Genomic DNA, 25947 nt, shown 5'->3' on the forward strand with positions numbered 1-25947 from the left:
ACCTGCGATTTCCTTGGTCGCCTGGTCTCCCTTTCCGCACCCGGCCCGCAGGCCGCCGAACACGGCGTCCATGACGGTCCGGGTGCGGTCTTGTTCGCCCGGCCGCCGACGGGCGTAGACAGGCAGCGTTCTCGGCCCCGCCACGCCCGATGGCGTCCGCGACGGAGGTCGCATACCGCTCCGTCCTACAGGGCGGAGGTCTGGTTGAGGACAGCTGGGGCCTGGTCAGCGAGTTCCCTGAGGGGTTCACCGCTCAGCCGGCATACCGTCCACTCGTCCAGAAACTCCACGCCGAGCGACTTGTAGAAGTCGATCGTCGGCTCGTTCCAGGCCAGGACCCACCATTCGAAGCGCTCGTAGCCGTGTCGCTCGCAGATCGCGGCCAGGGAGGCGAGCAGAGCCTTGCCGTGTCCTCCACCCCGGGCGTGCGGCCGTACGTAGAGGTCCTCCAGGTGCACGCCGCGCGTGCCGGTCCAGGTCGAAAAGCGCGGGAACCACAGGGCATAGCCCACGGTCTCGCCCGTCCCGTCATCCTCGGCGATCAGTGCGAAGGCGGCGGGATGCTCGCCGAACAGCGCCTCGCGGAGCTGTTCCTCGGTCGCACGGGCCTGCTCAACAGCCCGTTCGTACTCGGCTAGTTCGCGGATCATCGCGCGGATCTCCGCGACGTCGTTCACAGTGGCGGCCCGGATCATGGAGAAGATCATCGGTCACCGTGCCGAGCCGTGTCCATCCAATTCGGCGCCCTTCCGAGAAAGGCCTTGTGGGGCATCAACAAGCTTGGCGATGCTGCCCCGATGATGACTTCCGTCGTTGCGTTCGTCGGTGCGGCCTTCCTGATCGCCATGGTGCCGGGGCCGAGCACGGTCGTGATCCTGCGTCGGGCGGTGGTGAACGGCCGCAGGACCGGCACGGCCACGGTCCTGGGCAACGAGTGCGGGGTGCTGCTGTGGGGCCTTGCCGCAGCCTTCGGTCTCTCGGCCCTGCTGCTGGCCTCGGAGGTCGCCTACGACGTCATCCGGATCGTCGGCGCCGCGGTGCTGGTGTGGATGGGAGCGCGTGCCTTGTGGCAGGCGCGGCGGGCCGCGGGGCCGGCTGAGGGACCGGCGGAATCAGCCGCGGTGTCGCTTCGGAGGGCGTACTGGCAGGGCCTGGTCACCAACTTCGCCAATCCCAAGGCCGGCGTGTTCGCCGTCTCCTTCCTGCCGCAGTTCGTTCCGCACGAAGCCCCTGTACTTCCGACACTGCTCGCCTTCTCGGTGATCTGGGCCCTCGTCGACCTGATCTGGTATCTACCGCTGGTCTGGCTGGCCGGGCGGGTGGGAGGAGTACTTCAGCGACAGTCCGTTCGGCGCCGTATGGAACAGGTCTGCGGGACGGTCCTCGTCGGGCTGGGGGTGCGCCTGGCCACCGAGTCCTGACGGCCCTCTACGATCGCGGCCATGACCATCCGCTGGACCTACGCCTTCATCGACCGCCCCGCCGATCTCCTCGACCAGGCCCATGACTTCTGGACTGCCGTCACCGACACCCGGTTGTCCGAACCCCGGGGTGAGAAGGAGGAGTTCGCGACTCTTCTGCCGGTTCGGGGGACCGCGGACGCGTGCGTGAAGACGCAGGGTGTCGAGTCCGGCGCCGGCGGCGCGCATCTCGACTTCGCCGTCGACGACGTACGGGAGTTCGTCGCGTCGGCGCTGCGGCTCGGGGCGGAGGAAGTCGTCGAGCACGAGGGGTGGGCCGTACTGCGGTCGCCTGCGGGGCAGTTGTTCTGTGCCGTGCCGCGGCACGGGGAGTCGGTGCGGCCGCCCGTGGTGCGTGGCAGTCGGCTCGATCAGGTGTGCCTCGACGTCCCGTCTTCGTCGTACGACACCGAAGTCGCCTTCTGGAGCAGGCTGCTGGACGGTTGGGAGTCCCTGCCGGGCACCCTGCCGGAGTTCCATGTGGTCAAGCCGCCGCCCGGACTGCCGGTGCGGATGCTGTTGCAGCGGCTGGGCACCGAACGGCCGGTCTCCGCCCATCTCGACCTCGCCTGCGCCGACATCGAGGCGACCCGCGCCGAGCACGAGCGGCTCGGCGCACGGCTGGTGTCCCGCGGCGCCCACTGGACGGTGATGCGCGACCCGGCGGGCGGCACGTACTGCCTGACGGGGCGGGACCCGGAGACGGGCGGGCTGCCTAGCCGGCCTTGATCACGCAGGCGTAGTCGTACACGGTGTTTTCATCGGGTGGGGGCGTGGGCCTCAGGCACGCGGTGTTCCATTCCTCCTCGGACAGTGGTGTCGGCGCCGGGCTCGACTCCTGCCGGCCGTACGGCTCCGGCGGCTCGGCCGAGTCCTGCAGCCACAGGGTGAGTCCGCCCCCGAAGGCCACCGTCACCACCCACACCGCCATGCCCCACCGCCATGCCGTACGACGCCTGCCCCCGGACTCCGTCACGCACACCTCCTGGATCATTAGCACTTGGGGCAACGCTACGGCCTCAGTCGCGCCGCCCGCCCCTGCAGGTACCGCTGCTCCGGCAGGCTCAGCGTCCTGGCGGCAGCCGACTCGTAGGCGGCGCGGGCGGCCTCGTACTCCCCGGTCCGCTCCAGGAGATGGGCGCGCACCGCGTCCAGGCGGTGACTCGCGCTCAAGTCGAGTTCCAGCGCGTCGAGTTCGGCGAGCCCGGCGCGCGGTCCGTCGGCCATGGCGACGGCGACGGCACGGTTGAGGCGCTCGACGGGGCCGGGCACCAGCCGTACCAGGACGTCGTACAGGCTGAGGATCTCCCGCCAGTCGGTCGCCTCGGCGGACGGGGCCTCGTCGTGCACCGCCGCGATCGCGGCGCGCAGTTGGTACGGACCCGGGCGTCCCCCGGCCAGCGCCCGGGTGACCAGGGCGACGCCCTCCTCGATCGCTGCCTTGTCCCAGCGGTCGCGGTCCTGTTCGTCGAGCGGGACGAGCTCGCCGTGCGGGCCGGTACGCGCGTCCCGGCGGGCGTCGGTGAGCAGCATCAGGGCCAGCAGGCCCGCCACCTCGCCGTCGTCGGGGAGCAGGCGGTGGACCGTGCGGGTGAGCCGGATCGCCTCGCCGGCCAGTTCGCGCCGCTGGAGCGCCGCGCCGGAGGTCGCCGTGTAGCCCTCGTTGAAGACGAGGTAGAGGGTGTGCAGGACGGCGGGCAGGCACTCCGCCCAGTTGTCCGGCCGCCCGAAGCGCACGCCCCGCACCTTCTGCTTGGCCCGGCTGATCCTCCCCCAGTTCTCGGCTTCGCTCGAACCGGGGGGACCCCCATCGCCATGGTCGCCTCCGGGACCAGGCAGGCACGGGCGATCTCCGCCGTCGTCAGACCACCGACCGCCCGCAGGGTGAGCGCCAACTGGGCGGGCGGGGTCAGGTCCGGATGGCAGCACAGGAAGAGCAGGGTGAGGGTGTCGTCCTCGCGCGGGGCGCGGTCCGCGCCCGGCGGCGAGGCGATGAAGGTGTCGGACGGGGTGAGCGCCGCCGCCCGCTCTTCGCGCCGGCACCGCGCCTCCTCGCTGCGCAGCGTGTCGGTCAGCCGGCGTGAGGCGACCCTGATGAGCCAGCCGCGCGGATTGTCCGGGACACCGTCCGACGGCCAGCGGTCGGCAGCCGCGAGGAGTGCCTCCTGTACGGCGTCCTCGGCGGCGTCGAAGTGCCCGTACCGTCGTACGACGGCGCCGAGGACCTGCGGCGCGTGCCGGCGCAGCAGGCCCTCGATCTCGTGGGTGCGGTTCATCGAAGGCTCAGACGGCCATGGTCCGAGGGCTCAGACGGCCATGGTCCGAGGGCTCAGATGTCCCCGGCGCCGTCCATGATGGGCCGGATCACCACCGGATAGTTGGGGGCACCGGCCGGTTGGGGGCACCGGGTCACCCGCTCGGCGATCTCCGTGACCCGCTCCAGGCTCGCGCACTCCAGGACCCAGTAACCGGCCAGCAGCTCCTTGGTCTCGCTGTACGGTCCGTCCGTGATCACGGCCTTTCCGTTCTCACCCAGCGTGACCAGCCGGGTCCGGGCAGGCTCGGCGAGACCTTGGCCGTCGACGAGCTCGCCGGACTCGGAGAGGTCGTTGTTGATCGCGTTCATGTAGGCGTACATGGCCTGGAGCTCCTCCTCGCTCCAGGCCGGGGACTGCGCGGAGGCCTTGCCCCGCATCGCCTCGTAGTCCACCTGTGTGCCCTGCACCATGACCAGGTACTTCATGAGTCCGCTCCTTCGGCTCGGCCACCCTCCATGGGCGGCTCTCGTACGGGACGTCGGAGCCGACCGCGGATTCTCGACACGGCTTCCGGAATTTTTCGGCAGTCCGGTTCAGGGCTTCTTGGCTTGACTCAGGGGATGGGGTTCCTTCGCCTCGGGCGGGCCGGGCCGCCGCTCGGTGACGGGCTCGGCGTCGCCTCCGGAGTATGCCTCGCACTTGGGGTTCCGGCACGGGCCGGCAACCCACGTCGGCACCCACGCGCCCAGCGTCTTGTGGCGCCGGACGACCGTTTCGACTGGCTGTCCGCAGACGGGACAGGCTTTTTCACTGTCCATGTCCTCAGGGTAGGGCGGACGGCGGCTCAGCGCTTCCTGCTGTACGTCCTTACCAGGGCTCCGTTGCCGAACGTGCGTGTCGACTCCAGCGCGAACTCGTGGACAGCGGTGCCGGAGCCGAACATCGGCATGCCGCTGCCCAGCACGATCGGGTACGTCTTGACGACCAGTTCGTCGATCTCGTCGATCAGCTCGCCCGCGAGCTGCGAGCCGCCGCACAGGTAGATGTCGAACTGGCTGTCCTCAGCCTTCAGTTCGCGGACCTTGCCGACCAGGTCCTCGGTGATGATCTCGACGTTGGGGTCGGGTGACTCCTTCAGGGTGCGCGAGGCGACGTACTCGCGCAGATGGGCGTACGGACTGGTGATGCCCTCCTTCAGCGCCAGGTCGTAGCTGCTGCGGCCCTGGACGATGGTGTCGAACCGCTGGTTCGGCAGGTCGTCGATGCCGAGGGAGCGGCGGCCGTGGGTCGGCAGGGTGTCCGGGTATTCCGTCGTGAGGTACTCGAGGAACTCCGGGTCGAGGAAGGACAGCATGGCGGAGGCGTCGCCGCTCGGGTCGCCGATGAAGCCGTCGATCGAGCAGGCGATGTAGTACACGAGCTTTCGCAAGCTGGTCTCTTTTCGTAGGCTGCGTTCGTTCCCTTAACCACTGCAGTTGTAGTACTTCGGATGTACTGGTTGCAAGGGTGTTTCCGAGGCATGGCTCAAGTGGGAGAGGGGATTCCGTATGGCCGGCAATCCGGAGCGCCGGGCGGCCCTGGTCGACGCCGGGATCGAGGTACTGGCGCGGGAGGGGGCACGCGGGCTGACGTTCCGGGCGGTGGACGCCGAGGCGGGGGGTGCCCGTGGGCACCGCCTCCCACTACTTCACCGCCCGGGACGACCTGCTGCGCCAGATCGACGACCGGCTGCACCTGCGCCTCGCCCCCGACCCCGACGTGCTCGACGAGCTGATGAAGGCGCCGAAGGACCGCGCCCTGGTCGTCGCCCTCATGCACGACCTGATCAACCGCGTGACCCGCGACCGCACCGGCTGCCTGGCCCTCCTGGAGCTGCGCCTCGAAGCCACCCGGCGCCCCGGCCTGCGTGCGTCGTACACCAGGTCGGTACGCGGGGACCTGGAGGACGGCATGCGGTTCCACCGCGAGGCCGGGCTGCCCGGCGGTGACGAGACCGTCGCCGTGCTCTGTCTCGCGATGCTCGGCCTGATCATCGAGCACCTGACCCTGCCGGGAGTACTGAAGGGCGTACTGCCGGGGGTGGGGGTGCCGGAAGGGTTGGTGGAGCGGATCGTACGGGTGGTGGTGCCGGAGGACTGACGGCTCAGCGGCTCGCGTCACATGGGCAGTTGGAGCTTGTCGGCCGGCACTGACAGAGGACGGGCCCCGCGCACCGTGGAGATGTGCGGGACCCGCCGGGGCCGGAGCCGACCGGGGCGTGCGGGGTCAGGAGCCGCACGCCCCGGTGGCTCCGGGGTTCGGTTCGGGCGCTCAGCTGGTCCGCCGCGTCACGAACTCCGCGAGGGCGAGCAGGCCGCCCGCCGCCTCCGGGTCCGGGATCGCGCGGGACAGTTCCTGCATCGCCCGCGCCATCCGGTCGGACGCCTGACCCTGCGCCCAGTCGCGTCCGCCGGCCCGCTCCACGGCCAGCACCGTCGGCTCCAGGTCCCCGCCGTCGTACGGGACTTCGTACAGCTCGGCGAGTTCGACGGCGGCCGGTGTGCCGGAGGTCAGCGCGGCGACCACCGGCAGTGACTTCTTGCGGGCGGCGAGGTCCGCACCGGCCGGCTTGCCGGTGCGGCTCGGGTCGCCCCATATGCCGATGACGTCGTCGATGAGCTGGAAGGCGAGCCCGGCCTCACGGCCGAACGCATCCACGGCCTCGGCATCGGCCGCCGACGCCCCGGCGTACAGCGCGCCCAGGGCGCAGGCACAGCCCAGCAGCGCCCCCGTCTTGGCCTCGGCCATGGCGAGCACCTCGCCGAGAGTGACCTCCGCGGGGCCGCGGCCCTCCATCGCCGTGTCGGCCTGCTGGCCCTCGCACAGCTCCACGACGCAGGCCGCGAGCCGGGCGGCGGCGGACGCGGACGCCGGGTGCGGATCCTCCGCGAGCAGCCGCAGGGCCAGCGCCTGAAGGGCGTCCCCGGCGAGGATCGCGTCGGTGTCGCCGAACACCGTCCATGCGGTGGGCCGGTGCCTGCGTGTGGTGTCCCGGTCCATCACGTCGTCGTGCAGCAGCGTGAAGTTGTGGACCAGTTCCACCGCCGCGGCCGCCCGTACGGCCGCCGCCCGTGCCCCGGGTCCGCCGAGCGCGGCGGCCGTCGTCAGAACCAGCGCCGGGCGGATCGCCTTGCCCGCGTTGCCCGCCGCGGGTGTGCCGTCGGCATGCTCCCAGCCGAAGTGGTAGCGCGCGATCCGGCGCATCGAGCCGGGCAGCGACTCGATCGCCGCGCGCAGTTCGGGATCGACCGACGCCCGCGCACGCTCCAGGATCGCCACGGCCTCGTGGCCGTCGAACGGCCCCGGCCGGCTGTCCGTGTCGGTCGCGATGGAACTCCCTCTCTCGAGCGCCCCGGCGGGCCGCTGATCGGCCTCCGCCAAGGACGCGGTCGTGGACTCGGTCATGGACTCGGGCATGGAACCGGGATCCCCCCTCGGAGAGTCCACGGACGGTGGCGCTTCCGTTCCGGTCGGACGCATACCCGGAGGTGTACCCGCCCTGACGGGCGGGGACACGACGGGTCTGCGGGCAGGGTCACCGCCAGCGGCCGATCTCGACGTTCTCCAGTACGCCGAGCGCGTCCGGGACGAGGACCGCCGCCGAGTAGTAGGCCGTCACCAGGTACTTGATGATCGCCTGTTCGTTGATGCCCATGAACCGCACCGACAGACTCGGCTCGATCTCGTCCGGCAGGCCGGACTGCCGCAGACCGATGACGCCCTGATCGGCCTCGCCGAGGCGCATGGCGATGATGGAGCTCGTCCGGGCCTCGGTGACCGGGATCTTGTTGCAGGGGTAGATGGGGACACCGCGCCAGGTGGGGATGCGGTTGCCGCCGACGTCGATCGTCTCCGGCACCAGTCCCCGCCTGCTCAGTTCACGGCCGAACGCGGCGATCGCGCGCGGGTGGGCGAGGAACATCTTGGTGCTGCGGCGCCGGCTGAGCAGCTCGTCCATGTCGTCGGGGCCGGGCACGCCGTCGTGCGGCTGGATCCGCTGGTCGTACTCGCAGTTGTGCAGCAGACCGAACTCACGGTTGTTGATCAGCTCGTGCTCCTGGCGTTCTTTCAACGCCTCTACAGTGAGCCTCAGTTGCTGCTCGGTCTGGTTCATCGGCTGGTTGTAGAGGTCGGCCACGCGCGTGTGGATGCGCAGCACGGTCTGGGCAACGCTCAGTTCGTACTCGCGGGGCCGGGCCTCGTAGTCGACGAAGGTGTGCGGGATGTCCGGCTCGCCGGAGTGGCCGGCGGCCAGGTCGATCTCCTTCTCGCCGTACTTGTTGGTGCGCTGCGGTGGGATCGTCCGCCGCTGCCGAAGGTGCTCGCGCAGCGAGTCGGCGCGCTCCGCGACCTGCTCGACGTCCCGCCGGGACAGGACGAGCACCGTGCAGGCCGTGATCGCGCGGGCCGTGTACTCCCAGATGGCGTCCGGGTCGAGCAGCACCTGGTCGCCGAGGTACGCCCCGTCGGCGAGGACGCCGAGGCTCTCGTCCTCGCCGTACGGGCCCGTGCCGATCTTCTCCACCCTGCCGTGCGCCAGCAGGTACACCTCGTCGGTCTGGTTGCCGAAGCCGGCGATCACCTCCCCCGCGGCGATCTCGCGCTGCACACAGCGCCGGGCCAGATCCGTCAGGACCTCCTCGTCCTCGTACGACCGCAGCGCCGGCAACTCGCCCAGCTCCGCGGGGATCACCTCGACGCGGTCGCCGGTCTGCACGAAGGTGATGCGTCCGTCGCCCACCGCGTAACTCAACCGCCGGTTCACGCGGTACGTGCCGCCCTGCACGTCCACCCACGGCAGCATGCGCAGCAGCCAGCGTGAGCTGATCTCCTGCATCTGGGGTACGGACTTGGTCGTGGTGGCCAGGTTCCGCGCGGCCGCCGTACCGAGGCTCTGCTGCGGCCTGGTCTGCTCGGTGCGGACCTCTTCGCCTACCGACATAAGGAATTGCCCTCCCGGTCATGCCCTGGCAGCGGTGTGCGCCGGGCACCGATCTCGCGAGCAACACTTCCATCACGCACCGTGTTCGTGCCATTACCCGAAAGAGCGGGAATGGATCATTGCCGGACGGGCACATATGGGGATCCTGCCGAGTGGCGCGCAGTGCCCGCGGCGCTGACCGAATCCGCTCGCACGCTGTGCGAACGAATGGTTCCGCTTGTCGTCGCTTCGGTACAAGCAGCGGTACGAGGCGGCCGCGACGGGCGGTCGTCGCACCGTACCGAAGGAGGCGCCCATGTCCTCACCGATGTCCGCGGACAGGTTTCTGCAGTGCCTGCGCGCGGAAGGCGTCACGGTCGTCGAAGTGGGTGACTGGAGACATCACAACCGCAATCACAAGGGCCCCTGGGGCCCCGTCCACGGCGTGATGATCCATCACACGGTGACCCGGGGCAGCGAGCGGACCGTGCAGCTCTGCCGGGACGGCTACGCGGGCCTGCCGGGGCCGCTGTGCCACGGCGTCATCACCAAGGACGGCACCGTCCATCTGGTCGGCTACGGGCGCGCCAACCACGCCGGCCTGGGCGACGACGACGTCCTGCGCGCGGTGATCGCGGAGCGGGCGCTCCCGCCGGACAACGAGGCGAACACCGACGGCAACCGCCACTTCTACGGCTTCGAGTGCGAGAACCTCGGCGACGGCGAGGATCCCTGGCCCGCGGTGCAGCTGGAGGCCGTCGAGCGGGCGGCCGCCGCGGTGTGCCGGCAGCACGGCTGGAACGAGCGGTCGGTCATCGGCCACCTCGAGTGGCAGCCGGGGAAGGTGGATCCGCGCGGATTCACGATGGCCTCGATGCGGGAGCGCATCCGCGACCGGCTGAAATAGGACACCGGGCGACAATGGCCGGGTGACCGGCCCCGACGTCCCCGACCTCGCCGTCCTGCACCCGCGGCTCCCCTCCCCCGTGCAGGAAGTGAACGACGACCGCCTCACCCGGCGGGGCGTCCGCCTCCTCGTCAAGCGCGACGACCTGATCCACCCCGACCTCATCGGCAACAAGTGGCGCAAACTCGCGCCCCACCTCACTGCGGCGGCGGGCCGCCCGATCCTCACCTTCGGCGGCGCCTACTCCAACCATCTGCGCGCCACCGCCGCCGCGGGCCGTCTCCTCGGCCTGACCACCATCGGCGTGGTCCGCGGCCAGGAACTGTCCGACCGCCCCCTCAACCCCTCCCTGGCCCGGTGCGCGGCCGACGGCATGCGTCTGCACTTCGTCGACAGGTCGACGTATCGCCACAAGACCGACCCGGAGACCCTCACCGCCGTCCTGCGCGCCGCCGGCGCCGAGGACGCGTACGTCGTCCCCGAGGGCGGCAGCAGCCCCCTCGCCGTACGCGGCTGCCGGGCCCTCGGCGGGGAACTGCACGGCCGGGCCGACGTCGTCGCCCTTGCCTGCGGAACCGGCGGCACCCTGGCCGGCCTCGCGGCGGGACTGGCCCCCGGTCAGCGTGCACTGGGCTTCCCGGTCCTCAAGGGCGGCTTCCTCGACTCCGACATACGCTCCCTCCAGGAAGCGGCCTTCGGCGGCCCGCGCGGCGACTGGCAGCTGGACGACCGCTTCCACTTCGACGGCTACGCCCGCACCACCCCCGAACTCCACTCCTTCGCCGACGACTTCGAAAGCCGCCACGGACTGCCCGTCGAACGTCTCTATGTCGCCAAGATGCTGTACGGGCTCATCGCCCTGGTACAGGAGGGCGCGTTCCCGCGCGGGACGACGCTGGCGGCGGTGATCACCGGCCGGCCGTTCCCGTGAACGGCCCCGGCTAGGTTGCCTCCCGATAGGCAGCCGCCTCCTCGAGGTCGAGTCTGCGCAGCAGGGTGCGGAGCATCTCGTCGTCGATGTAGCGGCCGTTGCGGAGTTTCACGAAGACCTCGCGCTCGGCGCTGATCATTTCACCGGCGAGACGGCGGTAGGTGTCGTCGGCGGTCTCGCCGGTGACGGGGTTGGGCTGGCCGAGGCGCTCCCAGACGGCGTTGCGGCGGCGTTCCAGAACCGCGCGCAGGCGGTCGGCGAGCGGCCCGGGCAGCGCGTTGCGTTCGTCGGAGAGGAGCTCGTCCAGGCGGCGCTCGGCGGCCCGGGAGGCCTGCGCCTGGGCATTGGCCTCGGCGAGCGTCTCGGCCTGGAGGTCGCGGCCGGGCAGCTTGAGGAGCCGGATGAGCGGGGGCAGGGTGAGGCCCTGGACGACAAGCGTGCCGATCACTGTCGTGAAGGTGAGGAAGAGGATCAGGTTGCGGCCGGGGAAGGGCTCCCCGCCGTGCACGGTCACGGGGATCGAGAAGGCGATGGCGAGCGAGACCACGCCCCGCATACCGGCCCAGGAGATGATGAACGCGCTCTTCCCGCTCGGACTCCCCTCCCGTTCCCGGATGCGCGCCGACAGCATGCCGGGCAGGAAGGTCGCCGGATACACCCACACGAACCGGGTCACGACGACGACCAGGAAGATGGCGACCGCATACCAGGCGGCGTCCAGACCCTCGTACTCGCCGAGCCCCCTGAGGACCACCGGCAGCTGCAGTCCGATGAGCGCGAAAACCGTTGATTCCAGAACAAAGGCAACCATCTTCCACACCGCCGTCTCCTGGAGCCGGGTGGCGAAATCGACCTCCCACGCGCGGTGTCCGAGGTAGAGGGCGACCACGACGACCGCAAGGACGCCGGAGGCATGCACCTGCTCGGCAACGGCGTACGCGACGAACGGGATCAGCAGGGAGAGGGTGTTCTGGAGCAGCGGCTCCTTCAGGTGGGTGCGCAGCCAGTGGATCGGCACCATCAGCACCAGTCCGACGCCGATGCCGCCGATCGCCGCGATCAGGAACTCGCCGATTCCACCGGCCCAGGTGGCACCCTCGCCGATGGCGGCCGCGAGAGCCACGCGGTAGGCGGTGATCGCGGTGGCGTCGTTCACCAGGGACTCGCCCTGCAGGATCGTCGTGATCCGGGAGGGCAGTCCCACCCGGCGCGCGATCGCCGTGGCCGCGACGGCGTCCGGCGGCGCCACCACCGCGCCCAGCACCAGGGCCGCGGTCAGCGGCAGGCCCGGCACGATCAGATAGGCGGCCCAGCCGACGGCGAAGGTCGCGAAGAGCACATAGCCCACCGACAGCAGCGCGACGGGCCGCAGCTGCGCCCGCAGGTCGAGGTAGGAGCTGTCGGTGGCCGCGGTGTGCAGCAGGGGCGGCAGGATGAGGGGCAGGACGACATGCGGGTCCAGGGTGTATTCCGGGACCCCTGGGACATACGAGACCGCCAGCCCGACCGCCACCAGCAACAGCGGCGCCGGTACGGGGGTCCGCCGTCCGGCCGCCGCGATCGCGGCGCTGCCCGCCACCAGCAGCAACAGTGGCATCACGTCCATGAAATTCGCCCGCCCTCATTCTCCGCGCGGTCTTCCGCACAGCCGTCGTAACCTGGCAATCATGAAACAGTGCACGCATGTCGACGCACTGCCGCACCCGGAGCCCGGTCCCGTGACCGAGACCTGCCCGGAGTGCCTGGCGGACGGCACGCACCCGGTACAGCTGCGGCTGTGCCTCACCTGCGGTCACGTCGGCTGCTGCGACTCCTCGCCGGGTCGGCACGCGACGGAGCACCACAACACGTCCGGTCACCCGGTGATGCGGACCTTCGAACCCGGTGAGAGCTGGCGGTGGTGCTTCGTCGACCACGTCCTCGCATGAGGTGCGCCGACGATCCGGAACCGGACGGTTCGACCGTCTGACGTCTGGGTACGTCAATCCGGCGCGCGCTCTTCCCAATTGGGGCCGCCCACCCTCTAGCCACTGTGCGTGTTCATGTGTTTACTATGAGTGACAGCAAGGGGCGGGGTCCCGGGGACAGGACACTAGGGAGCGCGGTAGCGTCACCGCTGAACCACACATCGCGTTACCCCGAGGGGCGACCCTCGGCCCCGTAAAGCTTGTACCACCTTGGAGGTGAGGGTGTCCCAGATCGCAGGCGAGCCCGCGACCCAGGACTTCGTGGAAGTCCGGCTGCCGGCTGCGGGTGCCTACCTGTCGGTGCTGCGGACGGCCACGGCCGGCCTCGCGGCCCGTTTGGACTTCACCCTCGACGAGATCGAGGACCTGCGCATCGCGGTCGACGAGGCCTGCGCGATCCTGCTCCAGCAGGCCGTGCCCGGCTCGGTGCTCAGCTGTGTCTTCCGGCTCGTCGACGACTCGCTCGAGGTCACCGTCTCGGCGCCGACCACGGACGGTCACGCCCCTTCGCGGGACACCTTCGCCTGGACCGTCCTGTCCGCCCTGGCGGGCAAGGTCTCCTCCGCCGTGGACGACGACAAGACCGTTTCGATCAGCCTCTACAAACAGCGCGGCGCGGGACCCGGGCCGACGTGAGGGACGGGGACGGGCCGGTGCGGGACGAAGAGCGCAGCACACGGGAGCTGCCGGCCGAGGACAGCGGTCCGGGCGGTTCCCGACGCATGGACGGCATCGACGGCATCCCTGAGCAGGCCCGGCCGCACCCGGAGGACGACTCCGACGACACGGCGGAGGCCGGCTTCCCGGACAAGGAGCAGCGGGCTCAGGAAGGTGCTGTGCAGAGCGTGCCTCTGGAACGGCGGATCGGGGTGCCCCCTGCCCATGGGGGTCCCCCCACTCGAGGGAAGTCGAGAGTGGGGGAGGAGGCGAGGGCTCGGGGAAGGGCGACGGGCGGGACGATGAGCGAGCACGAGCGATACTCCGAGCATGATGCGCCGGCCACGCAGGGCGCGCAGGCCACTCAGGCCACGCAGCACGACCCTCAGGACCGCAGCGGGGCGCGCGCCATGTTCGTCGAGCTGCGCAAGCTGAAGGAGGGCAGCCCGGAGTACGCGGAACTGCGCAACCAGCTGGTCCGTATGCACCTGCCGCTCGTCGAGCACCTCGCGCGCCGCTTCCGCAACCGGGGCGAGCCGCTGGACGACCTCACCCAGGTCGCCACCATCGGCCTGATCAAGTCGGTCGACCGCTTCGACCCGGACCGCGGCGTCGAGTTCTCCACGTATGCGACCCCGACGGTCGTCGGCGAGATCAAGCGGCACTTCCGCGACAAGGGCTGGGCCGTGCGCGTCCCGCGCCGGCTGCAGGAGCTGCGACTGTCGCTGACCACCGCGACGGCCGAGCTCTCGCAGCTGCACGGCCGCTCCCCCACGGTCCACGAGCTCGCCGAGAAGCTGTCCATCTCGGAGGAGGAGGTCCTGGAGGGCCTGGAGTCCGCCAACGCGTACTCCACGCTGTCCCTGGACGTCCCCGACACGGACGACGAGTCTCCGGCCGTCGCCGACACGCTCGGCGCGGAGGACGAGGCGCTGGAGGGCGTCGAGTACCGGGAGTCGCTCAAGCCGCTTCTGGAGGACCTTCCGCCCCGCGAGAAGCGAATCCTGCTGCTCCGCTTCTTCGGCAACATGACCCAGTCGCAGATCGCGCAGGAGGTCGGCATCTCGCAGATGCACGTGTCGCGACTGCTGGCGCGGACGCTGGCGCAGCTGCGGGAGAAGCTGCTCGTGGAGGAGTAGCGGCTACTTCTGGTCCTGCGCGTTGCCGGGCCCCCGGATCCCGAGGGCCCGGGTCGTCTCGGCGTTGATCAGCAGAACGAGCGCCGCTACGGCGACGACCGCCAGCGCGATGCCCGCCGGGATGGCCATGCTGTCGGCCTGGAGCAGGTTGTAGGCCACGGGCAGCGCGATGATCTGTGTGATCAGTGCCGGGCCGCGGCTCCAGCTGCGCCGGCCCAGCAGACCACGGGCGGCGAGCAGCGGCAGCAGCGCGAGCACGATCAAGGTGACGCCTCCGGTCACGGCCTGCTGCCGGTCGTCCGGGTGCCCGGTGAGCCCGAGTACGGCGACCCAGGCACCGCCGACCACCAGCGCCAGCCCCTCCAGCGCGGTCAGCGCCGCGGCTGCGGTCAGCCGGACGGGACGGGGACCCGCCTCTTCGGCGGCTTCGGACGCGGGGTTCTGCGGAGAGCTCACCCCTGAAGGGTAGCCCTCGCCACGGAGGGCCCCGCGTGGAGGCTCGGAGGCGACGAGGAAGGGGGCGGAGGCCGAGGGCCGCGGCGTGCCGGCCGCGCCGGCGTGACCGCACGAGGCGGAGTCACGGCCGCGGCAGGAAGCCGCCGTGGCCAGGCTCACGCCTCGATCTCCCGCTGGATCCCCCCTCCGGTCTGGGCCCGGTACCCCCCAGTAGGTACCCTGCCAGTCATGCGTGCACTTCTCGTGGTCAATCCGGCGGCAACCACCACAAGCGCACGTACGCGCGATGTCCTGATCCACGCACTCGCCAGCGAGATGAAGCTGGAGGCCGTCACCACCGAGTACCGCGGGCATGCGCGCGACCTGGGCCGGCAGGCGGCGGAGAGCGACGACATCGACCTCGTCGTGGCCCTCGGCGGCGACGGCACGGTCAACGAGGTCGTCAACGGCCTCCTGCACGCCGGCCCCGCCCCGGACCACCTCCCGGGCCTCGCCGTGGTCCCCGGCGGTTCCACCAACGTCTTCGCCCGCGCCCTGGGCCTGCCCAACGACGCCGTCGAGGCCACCGGCGCCCTGCTGGACGCTCTGCGCCAGGGCAGCGAGCGGACCGTCGGACTGGGGCTGGCCTCGGGTCCGCCCGGCACCGAGGACGAGGCGGTGCCGTCCCGCTGGTTCACCTTCAACGCGGGGCTCGGCTTCGACGCGGGCGTGGTCGGGCGGGTCGAGCAGCAGCGCGAGCGCGGCAAGAAGTCGACCCACGCGCTCTACGTCCGCCAGGTGATGCGCCAGCTGCTGGGCGAGCCCAGCCGACGGAGGGGCACGATCACACTGGAGCGGGCCGGTGAGGATCCGGTGACGGATCTGCTCGTGTGCATAGCGTCGAACACGACCCCTTGGACGTTTCTCGGCAATCGCCCGATGTACGCGTCACCTAAGGCCTCGTTCGACACCGGGCTCGACGTGTTCGGCCTCAGCCGTATGTCCACAGCCTCGGTTGCCCGGTATGGCACCCAGTTGCTCACTTCGTCCCCCGAGCGCGGACCCCATGGCAAGCACGCCGTGTCCCTGCACGACCTGAGTGAGTTCACCTTGCATTCGAAGGCGCCGCTGCCCCTTCAGATGGACGGCGACCACCTGGGACTGCGTACGAGCGTGACGTTCACAGGCGTACGCCGTGCACTGCGTGTGATTGTGTGAGCAGAAGGGGCTAAAGTCCTTTCACTCGAACGTTTAGGCCAGGATCCACCCCATGGAAGTACGGCTGTGACCTAGTCGACACCGAGGAATCAAAAAAAACTTTCCGGAAGGGGTTGTATCCGCCGCCGAGGTTTGCGAGTCTCTACATGGCGATCGGGACGGCCCGCAACACCGGCCTCCACAGATCACCGGAACCCCTCTTCAAACCACAGGACCACGCCAGGGAACCTGGCGGTCGGCCCTTCACTTGTTGAGGGATTCGTGAAAGCGTTCACATTCACAAGCAACCTGCACGTAATTCAAGGAGAGGTAGCAGCCATGGACTGGCGTCACAACGCCGTTTGCCGCGAGGAAGACCCCGAGCTCTTCTTCCCCATCGGCAACACCGGTCCTGCGCTGCTGCAGATCGAGGAAGCCAAGGCCGTCTGCCGTCGCTGCCCGGTTATCGAGCAGTGCCTGCAGTGGGCGCTCGAGTCCGGTCAGGACTCCGGCGTCTGGGGTGGTCTCAGCGAGGACGAGCGCCGCGCCATGAAGCGCCGCGCCGCCCGCAACCGGGCCCGTCAGGCCTCCGCCTGACACACCCACCCCGCTGACAGCCTGAGCTTGGCGGCGCGTACAGCGAGTACGTAACTCCCGCCCCCGAGCCGCAGCGCGCAGTACCCCCGATGCGCTTAGCAGCAGCAACGAGCACTGGCCTCGGACCACAAGGTCCGGGGCTTTTTGCTGCGTTGATCACTTCCCTGTGTTCATCGCCCGGCCGTGTTCATCACGTCGCTGCGGTGATCACTTCTGCGCCCGCACCGGGATGTCCAGGATCACCTGCGTGCCGCGCTCCGGAGCCGGGACCATGTCGAAGGTCCCGCCCAACTCGCCCTCCACCAGCGTCCGTACGATCTGCAGGCCGAGGTTGCCGGAGGTGTGCGGGTCGAAGCCCTCGGGCAGGCCGACCCCGTCGTCCTGGACGGTGACCAGGAGGCGGGACTCCTTCGTCGTACCGCCGCGGACGGCCGAGACCTCGACCGTGCCGGTGTCGCCCTCGCGGAAGCCGTGCTCGAGGGCGTTCTGCAGCACCTCGGTCAGCACCATCGACAGCGGGGTCGCGACCTCGGCGTCGAGGATGCCGAAGCGGCCGGTGCGCCGGCCGGCGACCTTGCCCGGTGAGATCTCGGCGACCATCGCCAGCACCCGGTCGGCGATCTCGTCGAACTCCACGCGCTCGTCCAGGTTCTGGGAGAGCGTCTCGTGCACGATCGCGATCGAGCCGACCCGCCGGACCGCCTCTTCGAGGGCCGCGCGGCCCCGCTCGGACTCGATACGCCGGGCTTGGAGGCGCAGCAGGGCGGCCACCGTCTGGAGGTTGTTCTTCACCCGGTGGTGGATCTCCCGGATGGTCGCGTCCTTGGTGATCAACTCCCGCTCTCGGCGCCGAAGTTCGGTGACGTCCCGGAGCAGGACCAGCGAACCGATGCGGGTGCCCTTGGGCTTGAGCGGGATCGCGCGGAACTGGATCACGCCGTCATTGGCCTCGATCTCGAACTCGCGCGGCGCCCATCCGCTGGCCACCTTGGCGAGCGCCTCGTCCACCGGCCCGCGGGAGGGGGCGAGTTCGGCGGTCGTCCGGCCCAGGTGATGGCCGACGAGGTCGGCGGCGAGGCCCATACGGTGGTAGGCGGAGAGGGCGTTCGGGGAGGCGTACTGGACGATGCCGTCCGCGTCGAGCCGGATCAGTCCGTCGCCCACACGGGGCGAGGCGTCCATGTCGACCTGCTGGTTCGCGAAGGGAAAAGCGCCGGCCGCGATCATCTGGGCGAGGTCCGAGGCGCTCTGCAGGTAGGTCAGCTCCAGGCGGCTCGGGGTGCGGACGGTGAGGAGGTTGGTGTTGCGGGCGATGACGCCGAGGACGCGCCCGTCCCGGCGTACCGGAATCGACTCGACCCGGACCGGGACCTCCTCGCGCCACTCCGGGTCGCCCTCGCGCACGATGCGGCCCTCGTCGAGCGCGGCGTCCAGCATGGGGCGGCGGCCGCGCGGGACGAGATGGCCGACCATGTCGTCCTGGTAGGAGGTGGGGCCGGTGTTGGGCCGCATCTGGGCGACGGAGACATAGCGGGTGCCGTCGCGGGTGGGGACCCACAGGACGAGGTCGGCGAAGGAGAGGTCGGAGAGCAGCTGCCACTCCGAGACCAGCAGATGGAGCCACTCGAGGTCGGAGTCGTCGAGGGCGGTGTGCTGGCGGACCAGTTCGTTCATGGAGGGCACGTTGCGAGCGTACCTGGGGGTTTGTGCAGGTCCTAAAAGCGCCCGGCGTCCGCAAGAGGCTGTGAAACACCCGCGGGCCGCGGCGCCTGAGAGGGACCCTCAACCCTCCCGGCACCGCAGCCCGGAGCAACATCGGCCGCGGGGTGTGCGGTCCCGGTCGGCCGAAGATGAGGAGCCGGGGCAGTCAGGGCAGAGAGCTCCGGTCCCTCGATCCGCCTTCCTGTGCGGGGAAGACGGAGGCTTTTTCTGGTCCTCCAGCGCATGGTGGACCCCTGCCCATTGTGGACTAGACCACTGTGCGTGTCCATGGAGCGGGGCAGTTGTTGTTGAAGGCTGTGTGGTGTTGGCGCTTCGAAGCCTAACCCGCTTGGCTCAGCTGCGGGGCCAGATGGCCATGGCAATTTCCGCGAGCGCTTCCGGTTCCGCCCGGCTCGCGCCGTTGCGCGCCTGTTGTGACATGCCCTGGATCCTCGCGCCCGTGTGGCGGGCGAGTCGTTCAGCGGGCCGCCCTCACCGGGTCTCCGTCACCTTCGCCAGGGCGCGCGGGGCGTCCGGGTCCTGGCCGCGGGCGATGGTGATCTCGTAGGCCAGGAGTTGGAGGGGGATGATCTCCAGGACGGGCTGGACCTCCTCGGCCACACCGTCGGTGGGCAGGACGAAGCCCACGGCGGCGCGCTCGACCTGGCTTCGGGGGCCGATGACGCACAGATCGGCGCCCCGGCCGCGCAATCGGTCGAGGACGGGCTGGAGAGCCTCCCCTCCCTTGCCGTCGGTCACGACCGCGATGACCGGGGAGACGTTGTCGACCATGGCGAGGGGGCCGTGCAGCAGGTCGGCGCCGGAATAGGAGAGCGCGGGGATGTAGCTGGTCTCCATCAGCTTGAGGGCGGCCTCCTTGGCCGTGGGGTAGCCGTAGCCGCGCGAGGTGATCACCATGCGCTCGGCGAAGCGGTAGCGGGCGGCGAGGGCGCGTACCTCGTCCTGCCGGGCGAGCAGCTGTTCGGCGAGGCCCGGCAGCGCCTTCGCGGGGGCGCCCTCGCCGCCGCGCAGGCCCTCGACGAAGAGGTAGAGCGCGAGGAGGGAGGCGGTGTAGGTCTTGGTGGCGGGGAGGGCTCTCTCGGGTCCGGCCAGGATGTCGATGTGATACTCGGAGACGCCGGCCAGCGCGGAGTCCGGGTTGTTGGTCACCGCGAGGGTGATCGCGCCCGCCTCGCGGGCGGCCCGGGTGGAGGCCACGAGGTCCGGGGAACCGCCGGACTGGCTGACGGTGATGAGGAGGACGTCGGTGAGGTCGGGGCGGGCGCCGTAGGCCGTCGTGGTGGACATCGAACTGAGACCGCAGGGCAGGCCCAGGCGGATTTCGAGGAGGTACTTGGCGTACAGCGCGGCGTTGTCGGAGGTGCCACGGGCGGAGAGCAGTACGAAACGGGGTGTGCGGGCGGCGATCTCCCGGGCCACCTGGTGAATGGCCGGGGTGCCCTCGTCCAGGATCCGCCTGAGTACGGCGGGCTGTTGGGCCATCTCGCGGCCATGATCCGGCCGGGGACGTCGGGTGGGGGGGCGTGGGTCGTGAGGGTACGGGGTCGTGGCGGTCATGGGGTCCTCCGCGTTTCGCCCTGCCGTTGTCCTGGCCGCTCTGTCCTGACGGCTCTCTGCTGACGTTCCCATTCCACTCCCCGGCGCCGGGCGGCGCCTGCTCAGGTCCGCCGGGTCGGCCCTGCGGCGGGGCGATACGCGCCTGTGGGGCAGTTGTCGTGCCGGGTCGGCCGGTGGGCTCATACACACCTGGGACGGGAGGCCGAGCCCTGCTAGATTGGTCTAAACCACCTACCCTTTCGGGTGCCCTTCGCGTCCTCTCCAGATCGGCAGGCCCAGCGTGGAAGTTGTCATCGTTCCCGACGCCGAGGCGGGCGGCGAGCTGATCGCCGAGGCCATGGCGCAGCTGCTCAGGCGCAAGCCCGACGCCCTGCTCGGCGTGGCCACCGGCTCGACCCCGCTGCCCGTCTACCAGGCGCTGGCGGCCAAGGTGCGCTCCGGCGCCGCCGACGTCTCGCGGGCGTGGATCGCGCAGCTCGACGAGTACGTGGGGCTGCCGGCCGAGCATCCGGAGTCGTACCGCTCGGTGCTGCGACGCGAGGTGCTGGAGCCGCTCGGCATCGGGATGGGCGCGTTCATGGGACCGGACGGTACGGCCGAGGACGTGCCGGGGGCCTGTGCGGCGTACGACAGGGCGCTGGGCGAGGCCGGCGGGGTGGACCTCCAACTGCTCGGGATCGGCACCGACGGGCACATCGGGTTCAACGAGCCCTGCTCGTCGCTCGCCTCGCGCACCCGGATCAAGACGCTGACCGAGCAGACCCGGATCGACAACGCCCGCTTCTTCGACGGCGACATCGACCAGGTGCCGCATCACGTCATCACGCAGGGCATCGGGACGATTCTGGAGGCGCGGCACCTGGTGCTGCTCGCGACCGGCGAGGGCAAGGCGGACGCGGTCGCCGCGACGGTCGAGGGGCCGGTGGCCGCGGTGTGCCCGGCCTCTGCGCTTCAGCTTCATCCGCATGCGACGGTTGTCGTCGACGAGGGGGCTGCGTCCAAGCTGAAGCTTGCCGACTATTTTCGGCATACGTATGCCAACAAGCCGGAGTGGCAGGGAATTTAGAGCCGGTTTCGTCTGCCGGGTTCGGTGAGGCGCGGACTGCGGACCGTGGTGGGCTGGTCGCGCCCACGCGGCGGAGCCGCATATTTTCACAGCCCCGCGCCCCTAAAGGCGTTACAGGCGCCGGTTCCCTTCCGAGGAACCGGCGCCTGTCGCGTCGTATGGGCTACGCGCCCGCGATGACCTCCGCCGCTGCTCGGCCGCTGGCGCGGGATGCGCCGTGGGTGGCTATGTGGAGGGCGCCTCGGGGAGCCGCCTGGGGGACGCCCATCTCGACCACGATCGTGTCGGGGCGTGCCGTGAGGAGGGTGTCGAGGGCAGCTGCCATCCACGGGTGGCGGTGTTCGTCGCGGACGACGGCCACGATGCGGCGGGGGCCGGCTGCCTTGAGGGCCGCGGGTCCCGCCTCCTCCCCCGCGAAGGTGCCGGCCTCGGTGCCGGGCAGCAGAGCCGCCAGCTCCGCGGTCACGCCCCAGGGGGTCTCGTCGCCGACAGCGATGTTGGCGACGGGAGTGAGGGCGGCGACATAGGGGGGCGCGGTGAGCGGGGTGAAGGGGCCCGCGCCGGTCACCTTCAGCGCGCGGCGGGCCGCACGCAGGCCCACCTCGCTGTCGGCACCGTCCGCCTTCGCGGCCGACGTCGCCGTCCACCGCGCCAGTTTGCGCACTCGTTCCGCCGCGTCCGCGAGCCGCTCCTCGGGGAGTTCACCGGCGCGTACCCCCGCCACCAGGGCGTCGCGCAACCGCCGTACCGTCTCGTCGTCGGCCAGGCCGCCGCCCACGCAGATCGCGTCGGCGCCGGCCGCGACGGCGAGGACGCTGCCGCGTTCGATGCCGTACGTGCCCGAGATGGCCCGCATTTCCATGCCGTCGGTGACGATCAGGCCGTCGTAGCCGAGGTCGCGGCGCAGCAGGTCCGTCAGGACCGTGCCCGACAGGGTTGCCGGGCGGTCCGGGTCCAGGGCCGGGACCAGGATGTGGGCGCTCATCACCGCCTTCGTACCGGCGGCTATGGCGGCGCGGAACGGGGCCAGTTCGCGGTCGCCGAGCACGGTGGCGTCCGCGTCGATGCGGGGCAGGGCGTGGTGGGAGTCGACGGCCGTGTCGCCGTGGCCGGGGAAGTGCTTGGTGCAGGCGGCGACGCCGGCGGACTGCAGGCCGGTGACGTAGGCGGCGGTGTGCCGGGCGACCAGGGCGGGGTCGGCGCCGAAGGAGCGGACGCCGATGACCGGGTTGCCGGGGTTGGAGTTGACGTCCGCCGACGGGGCCCAGTTGAAGTTGACCCCGCAGGCTGCCAGTCGGCGGCCGAGCTCGGCTGCCACCTCCGTCGTCAGGTCCACGTCGTCCACCGCTCCGAGGGCGTGGTTGCCGGGGAAGGAGGAGCCGGTACGGACCTCCAGGCGGGTGACGTCGCCGCCCTCCTCGTCGATGGCGACCAGGACGTCGTCGCGTTCGGCGCGCAACTGGGCGGTCAGGGCGACGAGTTGCTCGGGCGATGCGATGTTGCGGCCGAACAGACCGACGGAGGCGAGGCCCTCGCCGATGCGGCGCAGCAGCCAGTCGGGGGCCGCGGTGCCGGTGAAGCCGGGCTGGAGGACCGTCAGCGCGTCACGGGTGAGCGTGTCGGTATCGCTGGCGAATGTCGTCATGGAGGGCGTTATCCCTTCACGGCGCCGGCGGTCAGACCACTGACGGCCTTGCGCTGCAGGAAGACGAAGAGGATCAGGATCGGGATGGCGAAGAGGGACGAGGCGGCCATGGTTGCGCCCCAGTCGTTGCCGAAGACGCTCTGGAAGCTGGTGAGCCACAGCGGCAGCGTCTGCGCCTCGGCCTCCTTGTTGACGACCAGGACGAGCGGGAGCTCGTTCCAGGCGGTGATGAAGCCGAACATCGAGGTGGCCATCAGGCCGGGCGCGAGCAGCGGGAAGATGACCTTGCGGAAGGCCTGGCCGCGGGTGCAGCCGTCGACCATCGCCGACTCCTCCAGCTCCCGGGGCACTGCGGCGACGAAGCCGCGCAGCGTCAGGATGGTGAAGGGCAGGATCATCATCGTGTAGAAGAGCGTCAGCGGAACCAGGCTGTTCAGCATCGACGCGTCCCGCACGATCATGTAGATCGCGATGACCATGACTTCCCACGGCGCCATCTGCGCCATCATGAAGCCGACGATGAAGCCGCGCCGCCCCTTGAACCGCATACGGGCCAGGGCGAAGGCCCCGGCGAGCGCGATGAGCAGCGAGAAGACGACCGCGAGTACCGTGACGACCAGCGAGTTGGTGACGAACGTCCAGAAGTTGTCGGCGTCGGTCGCGGTCTTGAAGTGCTCGAAGGTGGCATCGGTCGGGAACCAGACCGGGTCCTCCGAGATGATGTCGCCGGTCGGCTTGAACGCCGTCGCGAACATCCAGTACACGGGGAAGACGAAACCGATGAACAGGACGACGGCCGTGACGTTGGGCCACAGGCGGCCGAAGAGCGAGCGCTTCACAGCTCGTCCTCCTCTTGCTTGAGCACGATCCGCAGGTAGTACGCGGTCAGAGCGAGCAGGATCAGGATGGTCAGGACGGCGATCGCCGCGCCCCTGCCGTAGTGCTGGTTGCCAACGCCCTCGATGTAGGCGTAGACGGGCAGGATCTCCGTCAGCCGGTCGGGGCCGCCACCGTTGAAGGCATAGACCTGCACGAACGCCTTGAAGACCCAGATGATCTCCAGGAACGTGGTGGCGTAGAGGAACGGACGCAGGAACGGGAACGTGACGGTGGTGAAGCTCCGCCAGGCACCGGCCCCGTCGAGGGCGGCGGCCTCGTAGAGCTCGTCCGGGATGGTGGTGGTCGCGGCGTAGAGGTTGAGCGCGACGAAGGGGATCGACATCCAGACGATCAGCACGGTGACGACGAAGAACGTCGACATCTGGCTGCTGGTCCAGCTGTAGTCGGCCATGGAATGCCAGCCGAGCTTGTCGAGCACCCAGTTGACGACGCCGAAGCGCTGGGCGAACAGCCACTGGTAGACGGTGGTCGCGGCGACCACGGGCATCGCCCAGGCCAGCACCAGCCCGATCATCAGCGTGACCCGCATCCGCTTGCCCAGGCGGGCGAGCAACAGGCCGATCAGGGCGCCGAAGATCATGATCAGGACGACGTTCACCGCCGTGAACAGGATCGAGCGCAGGGTGACCCGCCAGAAGTCCCCTCCGGTGAGGGTCTCCTTGTAGTTGTCGATTCCGTTCCACTCGGTGACGTGCTGGATCAGCTGCGCCATGTTGAGGTTCTGGAACGACAGCAGTACGTCCTTCAGCAGCGGCCAGCCCAGCAGCAGCACGGTGGCCACGCAGGCCGGCAGCAGCAACAGATACGGGGCGAGGGCGCCGCCGCGCTGCGGAGGCCTGCGGGGTTCCCGGTCGTCCGGCTTGTGGACATCGACCGGACCGGAGGGCGGCCGTTCGGTCTGCACGGTCATGCTCGCGATCTCTCTTCTCGACCTACGGTGTCCCGTCAGCGGGAGCAGGAGCGGGAACGGGGGCCGTACGGCGCACGCGCGGCCCCCGCCCCGGCATGAGCACCGGCGCTCAGCTCTCCTGCGACAGCCGCTTGTTGAACTCGTCCTCGACCTGCGCCGCGGCCTCCGCCGGGGACTTACCGTTGAGGACGGCGGTCATGTAGGTCTTGATCGGGTTGGGCGCGTTCTCGACGGCGGCCCACTCCGGGATCAGCGGCGTGGTGCCACCGCCCGCGGCGGCCGGCGCAGCTGCCTCGGCGGGGGCGTTGCCCGCCAGGTTGGACTGGAGCGACTCCTTGTTCGGGATGACGCCGTTGAGCTTGGCCAGCTGGCCCTCGTACTTGTCCGACAGGGCGATCTTCAGGAACTCCTGGGCGAGCTCCTGCTTCTCGCTGCCCGCGGCGACCGCGAGGTTGGAGCCCCCGAGGAAGACGCCCTCGGGCTTGTCGGCCGTGTCACCGGGGATGGTGAAGTAGCCGATCTCCTTCTCGATCTTGGGGTTGGCCTCGACCGCGATGCCGGCCTCCCAGCCCATCGCGATGACGGCGCCGACGTTGCCCTTGGCGAAGACCTCGCCCTGCTGCGGGGTGGCCTCGTCCTTGTCCTTGGGCGCCTTGGAGAGGGCCTGGAACTTCTTGTACGTCTCCATGGCGGCGGCGACCTTCGGGTCGTCGAGGTTGGAGACGTACTTGTCGCCTTCCTTCTTGACCAGTTCACCGCCCTCGCCGACGACGAGGCCGACGAAGTGGTACCAGTTCTGGCCGGGCAGGTAGATCGGCTCGGCGTCGGTCTTGTCGCCGATGGTCTTCAGGGCGTCGTAGAACTCGTCGCGGGTCTTGGGCGTGTCCTTGATGCCGGCGTCGGCCCAGACCTTCTTGTTGTACATGACGACGCGGTTGGCGAAGTACCACGGCGCCGCGTACTGCTTGCCCTCGTAGACCGAGGAGTTGTTCAGGGCCTCGGTCCAGTCGGCGCCGATCTCCGACTTGAGGTCGGCGAGGTCGGCGAGGCCGCCGGTCTTGGCGTAGGCCGGGGTCTGGGTGTTGCCGATCTCGAAGACGTCCGGCGGGTTCTCCTCGGACAGGGCGGTGGTCAGCTTCTGCTGGATACCGTTCCACTGCTGGACCTCGAACTTGACCTTCGCCTTGGTCTTCTTCTCGAAGGCCGCGGCGACCTCCTTCTGCCACTGGTCGGGCGAGGAGCCGTCCATCACCCACACGGTGAGCGTCTGGCCCGCGTAGCCGTCCGCTCCGGTCTTGCCCTCGTCGCCGTTGTCGCCCCCGCACGCCGCAATGGAGACCATCATTGCCGCGACACCGATCGCGGATATCAGCTTGCGCTTCACGCCACCCTCCTCAGGGATGCCACAAACCCCCCTCGTCCCCGCGGTGACTGACGTACCGCCCTGGGGCCGGGACCTGGACCAATGGTGTAGACCAGTACGGGGAGCTTGGCCCAGACCATAGGGCGTGTCAAGGGTCTCGTGTAGGGCCCGACCAGCCGTTATGGGACCTACATATGCAGGAACCTTTAAGTAAGAACCCGTCGAAAACAGCGACTCCACGCGGCACACTTCGGGTAGACCACTTGGACATGGTGG

25 protein-coding genes and 3 pseudogenes are annotated in these 25947 nt (G+C 70.0%); 11 read left to right on the top strand and 17 right to left on the bottom strand.

What is annotated here, in order from left to right; genetic code table 11:
• Positions 1-185: 185 nt before the first annotated feature.
• Positions 186-695 carry a GNAT family N-acetyltransferase gene (locus StrepF001_RS35000; protein WP_129802281.1) on the bottom strand — a complete coding sequence of 170 codons (510 nt, stop codon included), beginning with the start codon at positions 693-695 and terminating at the stop codon, positions 186-188.
• A gap of 102 nt (positions 696-797) precedes the next feature.
• On the opposite strand from StrepF001_RS35000, the gene StrepF001_RS35005 reads away from it, so the two are divergent.
• Positions 798-1421, top strand: a complete 624-nt coding sequence (locus StrepF001_RS35005; RefSeq protein WP_129802205.1) for a LysE family translocator — start codon at positions 798-800, stop codon at positions 1419-1421.
• Positions 1422-1442: 21 nt separating this feature from the next.
• Positions 1443-2189, top strand: coding sequence for a VOC family protein (locus tag StrepF001_RS35010; RefSeq protein ID WP_129802206.1), 747 nt, complete (start codon positions 1443-1445; stop codon positions 2187-2189).
• Here StrepF001_RS35010 and StrepF001_RS35015 read toward each other — a convergent pair.
• From StrepF001_RS35015 to StrepF001_RS35035, 5 genes and pseudogenes are all read right to left on the bottom strand, one after another.
• The gene (locus tag StrepF001_RS35015) at positions 2176-2436 is read right to left on the bottom strand and encodes a hypothetical protein (protein ID WP_240797813.1); all 261 of its coding nucleotides are present in this window, start codon (positions 2434-2436) and stop codon (positions 2176-2178) included. The genes StrepF001_RS35010 and StrepF001_RS35015 overlap by 14 nt on opposite strands.
• A gap of 35 nt (positions 2437-2471) precedes the next feature.
• A pseudogene (locus StrepF001_RS35020) lies at positions 2472-3736 on the bottom strand (DUF6596 domain-containing protein).
• Positions 3737-3789: 53 nt separating this feature from the next.
• Positions 3790-4203, bottom strand: a complete 414-nt coding sequence (locus StrepF001_RS35025) for a YciI family protein (RefSeq protein WP_129802207.1) — start codon at positions 4201-4203, stop codon at positions 3790-3792.
• A 108-nt stretch (positions 4204-4311) separates the two neighbouring features.
• A complete protein-coding gene (locus StrepF001_RS48625; RefSeq protein WP_129802208.1) occupies positions 4312-4536 on the bottom strand; it encodes a hypothetical protein in 225 nt (74 codons plus the stop codon).
• A 26-nt stretch (positions 4537-4562) separates the two neighbouring features.
• Complete coding sequence (locus StrepF001_RS35035; RefSeq protein ID WP_129802209.1) at positions 4563-5147, bottom strand: dihydrofolate reductase family protein; 585 nt, start codon at positions 5145-5147, stop codon at positions 4563-4565.
• Between the two features lie 118 nt (positions 5148-5265).
• Here StrepF001_RS35035 and StrepF001_RS35040 point away from each other — a divergent pair.
• Positions 5266-5857: pseudogene (locus StrepF001_RS35040) on the top strand (TetR family transcriptional regulator).
• A gap of 171 nt (positions 5858-6028) precedes the next feature.
• Here the strand turns inward: StrepF001_RS35040 and StrepF001_RS35045 are convergent.
• Both StrepF001_RS35045 and StrepF001_RS35050 read right to left on the bottom strand, forming a co-directional pair.
• Positions 6029-7162, bottom strand: a complete 1134-nt coding sequence (locus StrepF001_RS35045) for a family 2 encapsulin nanocompartment cargo protein polyprenyl transferase (protein ID WP_165396462.1) — start codon at positions 7160-7162, stop codon at positions 6029-6031.
• Positions 7163-7292: 130 nt separating this feature from the next.
• Positions 7293-8699 carry a family 2B encapsulin nanocompartment shell protein gene (locus tag StrepF001_RS35050; RefSeq protein ID WP_129802211.1) on the bottom strand — a complete coding sequence of 469 codons (1407 nt, stop codon included), beginning with the start codon at positions 8697-8699 and terminating at the stop codon, positions 7293-7295.
• A 295-nt stretch (positions 8700-8994) separates the two neighbouring features.
• Between StrepF001_RS35050 and StrepF001_RS35055 the strand changes: the two genes are divergently transcribed.
• Together StrepF001_RS35055 and StrepF001_RS35060 are read left to right on the top strand one after the other, a co-directional pair.
• Positions 8995-9585, top strand: a complete 591-nt coding sequence (locus StrepF001_RS35055) for an N-acetylmuramoyl-L-alanine amidase (RefSeq protein ID WP_206307030.1) — start codon at positions 8995-8997, stop codon at positions 9583-9585.
• A gap of 22 nt (positions 9586-9607) precedes the next feature.
• A complete protein-coding gene (locus StrepF001_RS35060) occupies positions 9608-10516 on the top strand; it encodes a pyridoxal-phosphate dependent enzyme (protein ID WP_129802212.1) in 909 nt (302 codons plus the stop codon).
• Positions 10517-10526: 10 nt separating this feature from the next.
• On the opposite strand, the gene StrepF001_RS35065 is transcribed toward StrepF001_RS35060, so the two are convergent.
• Positions 10527-12122: a Na+/H+ antiporter gene (locus StrepF001_RS35065; protein WP_129802213.1), complete on the bottom strand. Its 1596-nt coding sequence runs from the start codon at positions 12120-12122 to the stop codon at positions 10527-10529.
• A 61-nt stretch (positions 12123-12183) separates the two neighbouring features.
• Between StrepF001_RS35065 and StrepF001_RS35070 the strand changes: the two genes are divergently transcribed.
• From StrepF001_RS35070 to StrepF001_RS35080, 3 genes are all read left to right on the top strand, one after another.
• On the top strand, positions 12184-12444 hold the full coding sequence (locus tag StrepF001_RS35070) for a UBP-type zinc finger domain-containing protein (RefSeq protein WP_129802214.1): 261 nt from the start codon (positions 12184-12186) through the stop codon (positions 12442-12444).
• Positions 12445-12705: 261 nt separating this feature from the next.
• Positions 12706-13119, top strand: coding sequence for an anti-sigma regulatory factor (locus StrepF001_RS35075; protein WP_129802215.1), 414 nt, complete (start codon positions 12706-12708; stop codon positions 13117-13119).
• The gene (locus StrepF001_RS35080; RefSeq protein ID WP_129802216.1) at positions 13116-14279 is read left to right on the top strand and encodes an RNA polymerase sigma factor SigF; all 1164 of its coding nucleotides are present in this window, start codon (positions 13116-13118) and stop codon (positions 14277-14279) included. Before StrepF001_RS35075 ends, StrepF001_RS35080 begins: the two co-directional genes overlap by 4 nt.
• Before the next feature lie 3 nt (positions 14280-14282).
• Here the strand turns inward: StrepF001_RS35080 and StrepF001_RS35085 are convergent, their stop codons facing one another.
• The gene (locus StrepF001_RS35085; protein ID WP_129802217.1) at positions 14283-14735 is read right to left on the bottom strand and encodes a hypothetical protein; all 453 of its coding nucleotides are present in this window, start codon (positions 14733-14735) and stop codon (positions 14283-14285) included.
• A 228-nt stretch (positions 14736-14963) separates the two neighbouring features.
• Between StrepF001_RS35085 and StrepF001_RS35090 the strand changes: the two genes are divergently transcribed.
• Both StrepF001_RS35090 and StrepF001_RS35095 read left to right on the top strand, forming a co-directional pair.
• Positions 14964-15932, top strand: coding sequence for a diacylglycerol kinase family protein (locus StrepF001_RS35090; protein WP_129802218.1), 969 nt, complete (start codon positions 14964-14966; stop codon positions 15930-15932).
• A gap of 318 nt (positions 15933-16250) precedes the next feature.
• Positions 16251-16508, top strand: coding sequence for a WhiB family transcriptional regulator (locus tag StrepF001_RS35095; protein WP_003992873.1), 258 nt, complete (start codon positions 16251-16253; stop codon positions 16506-16508).
• 207 nt (positions 16509-16715) lie between these two features.
• Here the strand turns inward: StrepF001_RS35095 and StrepF001_RS35100 are convergent, their stop codons facing one another.
• The 3 genes and pseudogenes from StrepF001_RS35100 to StrepF001_RS35110 all read right to left on the bottom strand — a co-directional run bounded on the left by StrepF001_RS35100 (position 16716) and on the right by StrepF001_RS35110 (position 19787).
• The gene (locus tag StrepF001_RS35100) at positions 16716-18182 is read right to left on the bottom strand and encodes a PAS domain-containing sensor histidine kinase (protein ID WP_129802284.1); all 1467 of its coding nucleotides are present in this window, start codon (positions 18180-18182) and stop codon (positions 16716-16718) included.
• Between the two features lie 381 nt (positions 18183-18563).
• Positions 18564-18683 (bottom strand): annotated as a pseudogene (locus StrepF001_RS48630) (TetR/AcrR family transcriptional regulator); the annotation flags it as partial.
• An 18-nt stretch (positions 18684-18701) separates the two neighbouring features.
• Positions 18702-19787, bottom strand: a complete 1086-nt coding sequence (locus tag StrepF001_RS35110; RefSeq protein WP_206307031.1) for an SIS domain-containing protein — start codon at positions 19785-19787, stop codon at positions 18702-18704.
• 280 nt (positions 19788-20067) lie between these two features.
• On the opposite strand from StrepF001_RS35110, the gene nagB reads away from it, so the two are divergent.
• On the top strand, positions 20068-20853 hold the full coding sequence (gene nagB, locus StrepF001_RS35115; protein WP_129802220.1) for a glucosamine-6-phosphate deaminase: 786 nt from the start codon (positions 20068-20070) through the stop codon (positions 20851-20853).
• A gap of 163 nt (positions 20854-21016) precedes the next feature.
• Here nagB and StrepF001_RS35120 read toward each other — a convergent pair whose 3' ends face one another.
• From StrepF001_RS35120 to StrepF001_RS35135, 4 genes are all read right to left on the bottom strand, one after another.
• A complete protein-coding gene (locus tag StrepF001_RS35120) occupies positions 21017-22498 on the bottom strand; it encodes a glycoside hydrolase family 3 protein (protein WP_129802221.1) in 1482 nt (493 codons plus the stop codon).
• A gap of 8 nt (positions 22499-22506) precedes the next feature.
• Complete coding sequence (locus StrepF001_RS35125; RefSeq protein ID WP_129802222.1) at positions 22507-23337, bottom strand: carbohydrate ABC transporter permease; 831 nt, start codon at positions 23335-23337, stop codon at positions 22507-22509.
• Entirely contained in the window at positions 23334-24308 is a 975-nt protein-coding gene (locus tag StrepF001_RS35130) for a sugar ABC transporter permease (RefSeq protein ID WP_129802223.1), read from the bottom strand. The genes StrepF001_RS35125 and StrepF001_RS35130 overlap by 4 nt, the downstream gene beginning before the upstream one ends.
• Positions 24309-24417: 109 nt before the next feature.
• Positions 24418-25692 (bottom strand): extracellular solute-binding protein, encoded by a 1275-nt coding sequence (locus tag StrepF001_RS35135; protein WP_129802224.1) that lies wholly within the window; start codon positions 25690-25692, stop codon positions 24418-24420.
• Between the last annotated feature and the right edge of the window lie 255 nt (positions 25693-25947).

Origin of the sequence: Streptomyces sp. F001 (genome assembly GCF_004187715.1) — a bacterium.
GTDB lineage: Bacteria > Actinomycetota > Actinomycetes > Streptomycetales > Streptomycetaceae > Streptomyces > Streptomyces flavusporus.